At 48.5% G+C, this 12,455-nt stretch carries 12 protein-coding genes; 1 reads left to right on the top strand and 11 read right to left on the bottom strand.

Features of this window, described 5'->3' with window-relative positions; genetic code table 11:
* Position 1 precedes the first annotated feature (1 nt).
* From AB9P05_RS05905 to AB9P05_RS05875, 7 genes are all read right to left on the bottom strand, one after another.
* Positions 2-1,726, bottom strand: coding sequence for a DUF1501 domain-containing protein (locus AB9P05_RS05905; RefSeq protein WP_371907886.1), 1,725 nt, complete (start codon positions 1,724-1,726; stop codon positions 2-4).
* A gap of 23 nt (positions 1,727-1,749) precedes the next feature.
* Positions 1,750-3,477, bottom strand: coding sequence for a DUF1800 family protein (locus tag AB9P05_RS05900; protein WP_371907885.1), 1,728 nt, complete (start codon positions 3,475-3,477; stop codon positions 1,750-1,752).
* 443 nt (positions 3,478-3,920) lie between these two features.
* A complete protein-coding gene (locus AB9P05_RS05895; protein ID WP_371907884.1) occupies positions 3,921-4,304 on the bottom strand; it encodes a T9SS type A sorting domain-containing protein in 384 nt (127 codons plus the stop codon).
* A 50-nt stretch (positions 4,305-4,354) separates the two neighbouring features.
* A complete protein-coding gene (gene mtgA / locus AB9P05_RS05890; RefSeq protein ID WP_371911335.1) occupies positions 4,355-5,035 on the bottom strand; it encodes a monofunctional biosynthetic peptidoglycan transglycosylase in 681 nt (226 codons plus the stop codon).
* Positions 5,035-6,531, bottom strand: a complete 1,497-nt coding sequence (locus tag AB9P05_RS05885; protein WP_371907883.1) for an NAD(P)H-hydrate dehydratase — start codon at positions 6,529-6,531, stop codon at positions 5,035-5,037. Before AB9P05_RS05885 ends, mtgA begins: the two co-directional genes overlap by 1 nt.
* 62 nt (positions 6,532-6,593) lie before the next feature.
* Entirely contained in the window at positions 6,594-7,811 is a 1,218-nt protein-coding gene (locus tag AB9P05_RS05880) for an NADH-quinone oxidoreductase subunit D (RefSeq protein WP_371907882.1), read from the bottom strand.
* Positions 7,811-8,311 carry an NADH-quinone oxidoreductase subunit C gene (locus tag AB9P05_RS05875; protein WP_371907881.1) on the bottom strand — a complete coding sequence of 167 codons (501 nt, stop codon included), beginning with the start codon at positions 8,309-8,311 and terminating at the stop codon, positions 7,811-7,813. Before AB9P05_RS05875 ends, AB9P05_RS05880 begins: the two co-directional genes overlap by 1 nt.
* 118 nt (positions 8,312-8,429) lie before the next feature.
* Between AB9P05_RS05875 and AB9P05_RS05870 the strand changes: the two genes are divergently transcribed.
* Positions 8,430-9,152, top strand: coding sequence for a hypothetical protein (locus AB9P05_RS05870; RefSeq protein ID WP_371907880.1), 723 nt, complete (start codon positions 8,430-8,432; stop codon positions 9,150-9,152).
* Here AB9P05_RS05870 and nuoB read toward each other — a convergent pair.
* From nuoB to icd, 4 genes are all read right to left on the bottom strand, one after another.
* Positions 9,125-9,673 carry an NADH-quinone oxidoreductase subunit NuoB gene (gene nuoB, locus AB9P05_RS05865; protein ID WP_371907879.1) on the bottom strand — a complete coding sequence of 183 codons (549 nt, stop codon included), beginning with the start codon at positions 9,671-9,673 and terminating at the stop codon, positions 9,125-9,127. The genes AB9P05_RS05870 and nuoB overlap by 28 nt on opposite strands.
* Complete coding sequence (locus tag AB9P05_RS05860; protein ID WP_371907878.1) at positions 9,657-10,163, bottom strand: NADH-quinone oxidoreductase subunit A; 507 nt, start codon at positions 10,161-10,163, stop codon at positions 9,657-9,659. Before AB9P05_RS05860 ends, nuoB begins: the two co-directional genes overlap by 17 nt.
* Positions 10,164-10,205: 42 nt before the next feature.
* Entirely contained in the window at positions 10,206-10,835 is a 630-nt protein-coding gene (locus AB9P05_RS05855) for an LON peptidase substrate-binding domain-containing protein (RefSeq protein WP_371907877.1), read from the bottom strand.
* A gap of 345 nt (positions 10,836-11,180) precedes the next feature.
* Positions 11,181-12,407: an NADP-dependent isocitrate dehydrogenase gene (icd, locus tag AB9P05_RS05850; RefSeq protein WP_371907876.1), complete on the bottom strand. Its 1,227-nt coding sequence runs from the start codon at positions 12,405-12,407 to the stop codon at positions 11,181-11,183.
* Positions 12,408-12,455 lie beyond the last annotated feature (48 nt).

Genomic DNA, 12,455 nt, shown 5'->3' with positions numbered 1-12,455 from the left:
CTTAGTGCTTAATAAGTTTTTTCGTGTCTTGAAGAGGTCCTGCACAGATGCGATACAGGTAGGTTCCTGGCGGCAGGTGACTCAGATCCGAACGGTATTCATGATCACCAGGTGGAAGAGGCTTGTTAACGACATCCATGAGTTTCCGGCCCTGCAAGTCATATAGGCTTAACTGTACAGGCAAACTATTATTAATCCGGAAAGAAAATACCGTTTCAGTTTTCACAGGATTTGGGTAGCAGGTGTTTAGCTTATAGCGTCCCGCTATAAAATCATTGGTGCCGGTAATGGTCTGGCTAAACAATAGCTGCTTATCTTCCACACCCGGTTGCGAGCCATTAGCCAATGAAGGCAATACCAATGGTATTTGCGATGAATCTACTTCAAACCACTCCTGCAGGATCGTATTGAATACTGTACGGTAATCAATCACGTCCTCGGCTCCGTCAGGCAGGTTGCCATTGTTTTCCTGCACCCGGTTCAAGTCAGCGTTGTTACCGATCACACCAGGGTTTACCCGGTTACCAAAGACCATCATAGGGGCGACGGTACCGTGATCACTGCCATAACTGTTATTAGCGAGTGCACGACGTCCAAACTCAGAGAAGGTTACACTCAACACCTTGTCTTCCAGTCCCCTGGCACGCAGATCATCCTGGAATGCACGCATGGCACTGGCGACATGATGCAATAAGGCGGCATGCTTGCCCATTGTATTATCGTAAGGAGTCACCTGATTTACGTGCGTGTCGAAGCCCCCGATTCGTACCAGGAATACCCGGGTCTGGCAGCCCCCTGCCAATAGGCGAGCAATAATCTGAAGGTAGGCCGAAAGCGGGTTGTTTCGGCTGTTGCCCGGAGCGGAGAAGGGGTATTTTGTTGGGTAGTTTACCGTGCTGTTTCCTCCGGCGAGGTAGGCTTGCTGAAGCCTTTCTGCGTACTTATCCGTGTCTTTTTCAATATTAAGTATCCACTCCAGTTCACGGCCGTATAATGTATCCCGAATCCCATCAGCGGGAAAGCCCCTGGGATCGGACATCAACTCTTCGTTATAGCCGGGAAGCTCCTGTACCAGGTTCAGGAAGGTGGCTGGATTAGGGATGCTCAGTCCAGCAGGTACGGTGTCATCCGTATGGAAGCCCAGTGATACCTCATTGGCAAATTCCAGTCCTAGTGGGTCAGGCATGCCATCATGCGGAAAGTCGGTAGGCCAATCCAGCCCCTGGTTCTTTGCATGCTCCAGTTCCAGATAGCGGCCTATCCATCCGCCGGTTACGGGGTCATCAAAGCCCCCGCCTCCAAACCAAATATCACGGCTTTTGAAGTGTGAGCCATTTACATTTTCATACCCCACATTCTGCAATATGGCTACCCTGCCTTCATCATAAAGCTCCTTTAGCGCCACCATATCAGGGTGCAGTCCCAATTGCTTCTCGTCTGGCAGCGTGCTGTCCAGCGGAATATAGCCTCGATTGCCTGAGTCTGGTATGGCCAGATTAGGCCGCATGTTATAGTATTCGCTATATTGATTCAGCGGGATGAAGGTATTAAGCCCATCATTTCCTCCATGTAGCTGCAGCAATACCAGGGCGCGGCCATTGCCACTGAGCCGGGCTGTATGCGCTAGCTTGGGAGTGCCACTCAAGGCTTTAAGGGGAATGCCATTCAGCAGCAGTGTACCTCCTGCAGCTATCGAGATATTTCGTAAAAAACTCCTTCTCTTCATATTGCGGAATGGTTAAGTTCTGCCTAGAATAGCTGATATTCAGGTGATTGCATCAGTGCATTAAACAGGTTTTTCAGTCGCTCCGTAGCGTCCGTCATGATGTCCATATTGCCTCCGTTACGGTTTTGCCAATTAAAAACCCAGTTTTCCCACTCCAGGCCGCCCAGGTGATATTCACCAAAGTAAGTGTAGCGTTCAGCGGTGATGGCTGTGTCCCGATCGGAAAAAGGCAATAATTGCCCTGCCAGATGTTCTACTAATTGTAGGGCATAGTTACGCCCGTTTATGTCCACTGCTGTAGTAGCCATGGTATCGGTGATTCCGCTTCCGGGGTCATCTGCCCAGGCCAGCAGGTCTATCACTAGCGGCATCTGTCCGGAAAGTAGCCTATGGATAAATGCGTAGCGCTCTGCCAGTGTATTCGTCGTGATCCAGTTGCGGTTATAACCGGGAGCCTGATGGTAAGCCTCATAGCCTGCCACATCATAAGGGTTCATCAGGTGCAGTCCCATGTCCTCCATTTCCCCTATTACGGTGCCCATTACCTCATTATGTTCGACTGTATTTATTTCCGGTATTTCGACATCAAAATACCGTAATGTGCCCAGAGTTAACTCCAGGGGAGATTTGATAAGGGCGCCGAATTTATCATCCCCCTGGCCAGGGGCTGCCTGAAAGAAATGTTCGCTGGAAAAGAGCTCATCAAGAACAGGTCGTAGACGATACCCACCCGACATAAAAGTTTGCGCGAGCGGCCCAATAACCGTCTGTTCGGTTTCCTCGGTTACATCCCAGTACACAAAAAACCTGTACAGTCGCCTGATAAAATAGCGGGCCGCTGCCTCCTGGTTATAAATCATCTCCACCAGTTGGCGAATTTCATCCTCCATGCTTTCCGCGGTGGGTGGATCAGCCATAGGTGTGATGATGGTATGATTAAATGAGGCGGAAAAGATTTTTTCCTCATTATCGTGATTGGTAGCGTTACCTGAGTCCTCATTTATCCGGGCTTTGCCTGTAGGAAGGCCGGTAGCTACATCAGGCTCAAAAGCTTCCGGTGTGCCCCAGTTCACACTTGTCCAGCCCGTCAGCACCCTGGCCGCCTCCCGGATATCAGCCTCAGTATAGGTTGTATAATCACCGGCTCCCCGTACAGGCCCTTTCCCTATGGTAAATAATTCGAACATTTCACGGGCAAAGTTCTCGTTCGGTCGGCCTCTCACATTCAGTCTGCCATCCAGAAAGTGCAGCATGCTGTTATCCACTATCACCTTAGCTATAAGATGAGTGTAGCGGTTAAACTCAGTGCTCGTATTAGTCAGGTCATTAATCAGGTAGCGACGAAAAAGAGCGTTCTGCCAGTACAGGTCCCGGCTGCTGCCTCCGGTTTCAGATTTTGTGGTATGAATGGTGTGAAGAAAAAAAGCCAGTTTTTCAAGGGCAGTATCGTCCCGGTACATTTGTCCTGTCCACCAGCGTAAGAGAGCGCTTCTTAGCACGTGGTCCCTTTCAGTATCTGCACGCGTTATAGTTACCCACTCGTATTCAGACGGCATGCCCCCCTCCGGATCCTCAGGTAACCGTGGATGTGCAGGTTCCTGCAGCCCGTCCATCAGGCGTGAGAGGGCGTCACCGATCTGCAGTGAAGCGAAGGCTTCTACCTGGCCAGGCCGGAGGCCATAGGTAAGACGCCGGAGCAGGTGCCGGGCCCGTTCCTGACCCAGCGTCCCGGATATTGCTTGTAGAGGCATATTTCTTCCGCTTTTTTTAGGTTCAGTATCGCCTGGCTCAAGTCAGGTAATACTTTTCATTTGAAAAATACAAATAATGATATCTTTCTAATGCTTAAATATAAAGAGGGTTTAGTGGGAAAATCGATATAGGAACTCCTTTATATGGATGTGTGTAAGAATTTCATTCAAAAAAGTGCAATTAGCACAAAGGGATTGGGTGTTTAGGTTTACTAAGAAAGATTATATATGAAGATATGATGAAAGTCGTGCAGGGGAGGGATTACACACGAGTTGCATTGGTGTAAGTCTTTTCAGAAAGGAGAGAGAAGTACAATGTCAATTTACTTTCTTCGGAATCTGCCGGGGCTATATGGGGGTTTCTTACTTGAAGCAGACCCCGGTAAATTGAAAAAGGCTACCCTGTAAAGAGTAGCCTTATGTTAATATTCTTAAATACAGTGTTACATTTCCTGTTTTCTGAATCGCATGGCTTGTTTGAAAAGCGATCCGCGATCCCGTACAATCAAAATGTAGTATCCGGGCCTGATACCTCTTACATCTATGCTGTACGTACCATTAGGATTAAGCTCATAATCTAACTGTAGATTGTTACCAATAATGCTATATACCTCAAAGGTAGGGTCCTGCAAATCCAAATCTTCCAAAGAGACCTTCAGAAAATCTTCAGTAGGATTGGGGTACAGCATGACACCACGTGTTTCCTTCACCTGCGAATAGGGAGCTTCGGGTTGGGGAAAAACTTCCTGCGCATGGGATACAGATGTGCCTGCGAAGAGGAGTACAAACCCGAATGTAAGCGAAAGTAGTATTTTCTCGATACGCATGGTCGTTTAATATTATCCTGTTTATTTAGGAGCAAAAACCGAACCGGATTTCATAAATTCTGCAGAATTTTTTTCCCTCCGATCTGATATGACTGCTGCACGATCCAATTTTTTCTACGGTTAATATAGGATGAAGGTTGTGCTGCAGAGAACCTGACGGGATTTGGCAGCACTGCCGCAAGCAAGGCAGCTTGCTGAATGCTAATATCTTGCGCCTCCCTTTTAAAGTATTGTTCGGATGCTTTTTTAACTCCGAAAACATCAGGCCCCATTTGGGCGATGTTTAAATAGACCTCTAAGATACGTTCTTTAGGCCAAAGCATTTCAATTAAGACAGTATAATATGCTTCTAACCCTTTCCTGAAAAAGTTTTTTCCATGCCAGAGGAATAAGTTTTTTGATACTTGCTGTGAGATGGTGCTTGCCCCGCGGCTTCCTTGTCCCTTGCGGCGCTTCTCTATCTCCTCCTTTATGGCCTCTATGTCAAATCCATTATGCTCAGGAAACTTCTGATCCTCAGCGGCTATTACAGCCACTCCCATCCAGGGCGAAATGTCGTCCATTGGTAACCATGCATATTCCACCGAACCCTGCTCTATCCATACGCCGACCATATGCCAGGTGTAAAGTGGCGGAATATACCTGTAGATAATGACCTGCCACAGGCTGTGCAGTACAAAACATAACAGGGCAAACAGTACGAAGCGGAAAAGCGAGCGTAGTATTTTCATCAGGACCACAGGACTTTATAGGCACTGCCAATATGGTCAATCATATCGGTTGGCAGAAGAGATTCCTGGCTTTGTTCTTTCAGAGCCAGGTCTGCTGCCAGGCCATGAAGATGTACTCCCAGAATAGCTGCCTGCCAGGGTTCGTATGTACCCAGCGCAGCGGTAATAATGCCTGTGAGAGCATCTCCAGATCCACCTGTGGCCATGCCAGGGTTTCCTGAATTGTTAAAGAAAACCCTGCCGTCCGGAATACTCACTGCTGTATGGGCTCCTTTTCGCACTACGATGACCTTGTGTTTTTTAGAAAACTCCTTTTGACGTTCCAGTTGCTCGAAGCCATTCTCAGTTTTTCCGGCTAATCGCTCAAACTCTTTAGGATGGGGAGTAAGGATAGTGTTTTCCGGCAGTAGCTCTAATAGCTCCCTGTTTTCACTGAGTATATTTAAGGCATCTGCATCTAATACCATCGGCACGTTTACATTGGTGAGTAACTCACGGAGCGCTTTGCAGGCGGCAGAGGAAGTGCCGATGCCGGGCCCGGCACCTATGACCGTATAAGGTTCCAGATCGGGAAGACAGCTGAAGTGATCCGAAGAAATATCACAACTAGCCATTGCCTCCGGCAGGCTGGTCTGGATAATATCATAACCACAGCAGGGAATATGTAAAGTGAGCAGGCCTATCCCGCTGCGCAGACAGGCCAGTCCGCTGAGTACAGCCGCACCCATAGTACCTTTACTGCCTGCTATAATGCATGCCTTACCGTAGTTACCTTTATGACTGAATGTACCTCTGGGTTGCAGGAAGCTTTTTATCTCAGCCCGGGTGATTAGCACCTTGTCAGTCTCCGCCTTGGCCAGGGCCTCGGGATGGAGACCTATTTCTACTACTTCCCAGTGGCCTGTATAAGGGCCGTTTTCAGGAAGCATAAAGGCGAGCTTTGGCACCTGAAAGGTAAATGTCTGACTGGCCCTGACTATGGCACCGTCAGGCGAGGGCTCGTCACTGTACAGGCCTGAAGGTATATCAATACTGACGGTAGGGGAGGGACTGCTATTCATACGCTCTACCACTAAGGCAAAAAGCCCTTCTACCGGCCGGGAAAGGCCTGAACCAAAGAGACCATCAATGAGTACATCGAAAGCCGACAGGTCCGGCAGATGATCTTCGTCCCGAATTTCCTTTACAGGAGATATATCCTCCAGCCGGCGCAGGTTTATGCTAAAGTCCTCAGAGCCTTTATCGCTGGTGCGCACAGCATAGGAAGTGACCTGGTACCCAAGCCTGGTAAGCATGCGCGCAATGCAAAGCCCGTCTCCGCCGTTATTTCCGGGCCCGCAAAGTACAGCCACTTTGCTGTCCGGACCATAACTCAGGGTAAAGCGGTCTGTAAACCTTGCCGCTGCCCTCTCCATCAGGTTTGTACTGCTGATGGGTTCATTGGCTATCGTATATTCATCCAGCTTCCGTATTTGTGCCGCAGTCAGTATTTTCATGTATAAAAGTGCTAGTGGTTTATCCTTCTATTATAAGCTGAGGCAGGCTGAAAAGTTGCGTCTTAGCGATCTACTTCACCCAGTACCATGTCCAGGGAGCCCACAATGGCTATGAGGTCGGCCACCATTGAGCCGCGGCTTATTTCCGAAAGTACGCTCAAGTTAACAAAGCAGGGGCTGCGGGCCTTACAGCGAAGGGGGATATCAGATTTGCCATCTGCCCTGAAGTAAAAGCCCAGCTCACCTTTAGGGTTTTCAGCCCTTACATAGAGGTCTTGCTTTTTAGGCCTGATCTTTTTTGGTACCAGTGCCCTCGGGTCAAAGTCCCTCGTGCGTTTCAGGTCCCCCTGCAGCCGGTCCAGGCACTGCCTGATGATACGGATAGACTCATGGCACTCTCTTACCCTTACCCAGGTACGGTCCCAGCAGTCACCTAAAGTACCCATGGCTCCTTCCCCCACCGGTATGTCAAAGTCCAGTTCGGGGTATACAGAGTACTTATCCACCCTTCGGAGGTCGTAGCGAAGGCCACTGGCCCGCAGCATAGGGCCGGAAACTCCGTAATTGATAGCTAGGTCCCGGGAAAGCACCCCCACATTAGCAGTACGCTCGACGAATATCTTATTCTCAATTACCAGTTTTTCCATTTCTGCCATCTTAGGCAAAAGATACTGGCAAAATTCCCGCGTGCGCTCTTCAAAGCCCACGGGGAGGTCATAAAACAAGCCTCCTACCCAGATGTAATTATAGAGCATCCGTGCTCCGCATGTCCACTCCAGTAGGCGGAGAATATGTTCCCGGTCGCGCATCAGCCACAGGAAGGGGGTAAAGGCGCCGATGTCGAGGCCATAAGTACCAATGGCCACAAAGTGTGAGGCCAGGCGATTCAGTTCTGAAACCAGCACACGGATATACTCTACGCGCGCCGGAATTTTATCTGCAATACCCAGCATTTGTTCCACCCCCATGGCAAAAGCGTGTTCGCTATTCATGGCTGCCAGGTAGTCCATCCTGTCTACAAATGGGATGGTCTGATTATAGGGCATGTTTTCTGCATGCTTTTCAAAACACCGGTGCAGGTAGCCCAGATGAGGCACTACTTCAGTAATGATCTCACCGTCAGTGATCACCTCCAGCCGTAGTACGCCGTGCGTACTGGGGTGCTGTGGCCCGATGTTGATGAGCATTTCACCATCCTGTAAATGCCCCTCTGTAAACTTATTAGGCTCCGAGTTATTCAGATGCCTTTTGTCGTAGGTGTACTGGATCGGGTTTGCCATCAGTATTTAACTTCAATGCCATGATAATATTCCTGCTCATCATAATCTTTGCGCAGCGGATGACCTTCCCAGTCTGAGGGTAGCAGGATACGCCTTAGGTCAGGATGCCCTTCAAAGTGAATACCTACCAGGTCAAAAGCCTCCCTCTCATGCCACAGGGCTGATTTCCACAGATGACTTACTGAAGGTACGGCAGGTAACTCCCCGGGCGCGGCTGGTCTGGGTACCTCTACACGCAGAGCTACGGAATGATCGAATGGTATGGAATACAAATGGTAGATCACTTCCATTGTACCTGCGGAGGGCCCATTATCCAGGGCAGTCAGGCAGCTCAGGAAATCGAAATAAGTGTCCGGATGGCGGTAGAGGCAGTCTGCTGCTGATAGTAGCAGCGCAGGAGGTATCGTGATGGTGGGCGGTGTTGAAGTAGTGTCGGTGGCCGTAATGGCTTCCTGGCCTGCTTCCCGCTTCAGGAGCTCACAAATGTTGTCGAATTGCATGATCAAAAATAAGGAATGCAGGCCAGCAAATAAACGGAGTGCGGCATGAATGCGCTTCTGAAGCCGGAATAATCTCAATTCAAGCTAACTAAAAGTAAGAGTGAGCGGTTAGCAAGCCATGGAAAGAGAGTTTTGGCTTACCTTCTCCGGAGCAATTGTGCTGGCACTGGTACATTTATTTGCTGGAAAGCTAAGGTTCATATCCATGATTCCCCGTAGCAAGTGGCTTTCATTTGGCGGGGGTATTTCAGTGGCTTATGTATTTATCCACGTGATGCCGGAGTTAGAAGAGTGGCAGCTTCACTATGAAGGCAAAGGCTTCCTCCAGCACCACCTCTACCTCCTGAGTCTGGCTGGCCTTACCATCTTTTACGGATTGGAGCGTGCGGCAAAGTTGAGTAAAGTATCTGCACGTCAGGATGATCAACGAGAGGTGTCAGGCCGCGTATTTTACATCCATCTTGTTAGTTTTTCTCTGTATAATGCGCTTATAGGCTACTTACTTGTGCACCGGAATGAGCATACCCTTAAACAGCTAATCTTTTATCTGCTGGCAATGGCCTTTCATTTTGTAATAAATGATTTTGGGCTGCATGATCATTATCAAAAACGGTATAGAAGAGTTGGCAGGTATATACTAACCTTATCCATAATAGCAGGCTGGGTTGCGGGGCAGTGGGTTAACCTCCCCCCATTGGGTATAGGGGCTGTATTTGGCGTTGTATCAGGAGGCGTGATATTAAACACCCTTAAAGAAGAGCTGCCCGAAGAGCGGCGTAGTAACTTTCTTGCCTTTATGGCTGGTTGTGTACTTTACTCTGCTGTCTTGCTGCTTGCCTGAGCTTCCCTTTTCTTAGCCAGAATAGCCTCTGCGGCAGCGGGAGCCATCAGGGTTTCCGTGCGTATTTTTTCCTGCAGTTTCAGTATGCCTCCTATCAGGCTTTCCGGCCGCGGCGGGCACCCTGGCACATAAACATCTACCGGAATGATACGGTCCACTCCTTTTACCACATGGTAGCCATGTTGCCAGTAAGGACCTCCGCAGTTAGAGCATGAGCCCATGGAGATCACATAGCGTGGCTCTGCCATCTGTTCATATAGCCTCCGGATACGATCGGCCATTTTAAATGTAACCGTACCTGCCACTATCATGACATCTGACTGCCTGGGCGAAGGGCGGGGGATCACGCCAAAGCGGTCCAGGTCATAGCCACTGGCATAGCTGCTCATCATCTCGATGGCGCAGCATGCGATACCGAAGCCCATAGGCCACAGACTGCTCAGGCGAGCCCAGTTGATAAGGTCGTCCACCCGGCTTACCACTACGCCGCCGCTATTAAATTCCTTATCCAGTAGGCCCATCTTCCTTAATTTTTTCTGCTTCGTACTGCTTATTCAGGTTGTCGTAAAGCTCGGCAGGTACCGGTGAGTCATGTGAGGTTTGCTTTACGGCAGGCTTTACCCAGTCAAGAAAGCCATTAGCCCATACATAAGCCAGACCAAGCAGGAGGATACCGATAAAGAGGAACATTTCAACTAATGAAAACCATCCCCAAAGGCCGTTGGTCTCGCTTATGAGTTCCTTTTGGCCAAATACTACCGACCAGGGAAAAAGAAACACGATCTCTACATCAAAGAGAATAAAAACGAGGGCAATAACGTAAAACCTGACATTGAACCGGCCCCATGCGGAGCCAACAGGATCTTCCCCACACTCGTAGGTGGTAAGCTTTTCTTCATTAGGCCGGTGAGGGCGCACCAGCCAGGCCGTAACGAGGCCGCCTGCCACGAAAATAATGGCACCTACTATAAATAGAAGGACCTCGCCGAATGCGGATATCTGATTTTCCATTTCCTACTCAAAAGTAGCGGGTGAAAGGCAAAAAGAAAAATCCTAAAAATCCAGCGGGTCAAAGGTGCGAAAGTGACCATTCATTCTAATGCGCTCTTTGGTCCGTTCAATATCCATCAGCATGGGAATGGCCTTTTTGAGATGAGCTATAATAAATAGCTGGCGTATTTCTTCTTTTTCTATTTGGAGCAGGGCGAATTCCTGTTCTACAGACAAACCTATTTTATGACCAAGGTCAAAACTGTTCACGTCATCTGATATGCTTACTTCCTGTACCACATTCAGGTTTTGGTAAAGCTCTTTAGCAAGCCTGATCATTTCCTGTGTTGTTTCCGGGGAGGCTTCCATGTCAGTTTCTACAAATTCTACTTCGCCTCCGGCATAGAGCTTGCCTTCTGCAGGATTATCAAAAGACAGTACGTGTAAGACCCTGTTGCCTTTAGTCTTTACATCCATTCGGCCGTCCGGGTATACTTTTTCTATGGCATTAAGAGTCACTTCCGTGCCGTAGCTGATTTTACTGTCCTGATACAAAGGAATGCCAAATGGCTCCTGGTTTTCATTACATTCATTAATAAGCTGCTTATACCTTGGTTCAAAGATATGCAGGTTTACCGCCTCACCTGGAAAGACGACAATATTGAGAGGAAACAAGGGTAAATAACTTTTCATTACCCCCAAAACACCCCGATTGTAAAGTGGTTTGAGAGAATTCCGGATATCGTTAAAAACACGATGGCCATAGGGTTCGCCTATATGTATATTTGTACAATATCATGAATTAGCTTGATGTTAAAGTGGCCATTTGTTTGGCGGCACTGGTAAGAGTGTTTGTGACCGGAGGGCTCAACATGGCTAAGGGATATTAACGTGGCCATAGTAATTAAAGTCATGCACCTGGGGGGTATTTGCTAGTCTTTGCCTCTACCGTTATACACTAATTCTATTTCAATTTGGCCCCTGAAATAGAAAAGGCCACCGGGTCAGGTGGCCTTTTCCTTACGATATTATCCGTAATTACATGTTATTCACTACTTCCTGGCCAAATTCGCTACACTTAAGTAGTGTGGCATCGTCCATAAGTCGCTCGAAATCATATGTCACACGCTTGCTGGCGATGGCTGCCTCCAGTCCTTTGTAGATAAGGTCTTCGGCCTCATTCCAGCCCAGGTAGCCAAGCATCATAGCACCTGACAGGATTACAGAGCCGGGGTTAACCTTGTCCTGGCCTGCATACTTAGGAGCTGTACCATGAGTAGCCTCAAATATTGCGTTACCTGTATTGTAGTTGATGTTAGCCCCGGGTGCGATACCGATACCACCGACAATGGCAGCCAGTGCATCAGAAACATAGTCGCCATTCAGGTTAAGTGTAGCAATTACACTGTATTCAGCAGGGCGAAGAAGTATCTGCTGCAGGAAAGCATCCGCGATCACATCTTTAATTATGATCTTGTGGCCGTCTTTCTCTATCACCTGCCAGGGGCCTCCTTCGTAGTCCTTAGCGCCATACTGCTCTTTAGCTACTTCATAGCCCCAGTCACGGAAAGCACCTTCGGTAAATTTCATGATGTTACCCTTGTGCACAAGGGTAACGCTGTCGCGCTTAGTGGTGAAAGCATAGTCGATAGCCGATTTCACCAGGCGACCGGTTCCTTCTTTTGAAACGGGCTTTATGCCATAGCCTGCTGTATCAGGAAAGCGAACTTTCTTGTAACGGTCGGCAAAGTTCTCTTTCAGCAGAGAAGCAAACTTCTTCTCGTCTTCAGTTCCTTGTTGAAACTCGATTCCTGCATAGATGTCTTCAGTGTTTTCACGGAAGATTACCATGTCTGTCGCGCCGGGGTCTTTTACAGGGCTGGGTGTGCCTTTAAACCATCTTACAGGACGCACACAGGCATACAGGTCCAGTTCCTGGCGCAGTGCCACATTCAGTGAACGAATGCCGCCGCCCACAGGGGTGGTAAGGGGGCCTTTTATACCTACCAGGTACTCACGGAAAGCAGCCAGAGTGTCTTCAGGAAGCCACTCGCCACTGCGATTGTAGCTTTTTTCACCAGCATACAGTTCCTTCCACTCTATTTTCTTTTTGCCATTATAGGCTTTTTCTACTGCACTATCGATTACATTTTTGGCAGCAGGCCAAATATCAACACCTGTACCGTCACCTTCGATAAAAGGGATTACGGGGTTGTCAGGTACCTGCAGGGTACCATCTTTGATGGTAATTTTTTGCTCACTCATTCTGTTCGGTTTGCTTATTGAGTAACGTATAGCCGCCACCTGCAAAAG

The organism is Roseivirga sp. BDSF3-8 (assembly GCF_041449215.1).
GTDB lineage: Bacteria > Bacteroidota > Bacteroidia > Cytophagales > Cyclobacteriaceae > JBGNFV01.
Note: the sequence above shows the minus strand (reverse complement) of the source record. Positions and strands in the feature narration are given on the sequence as shown.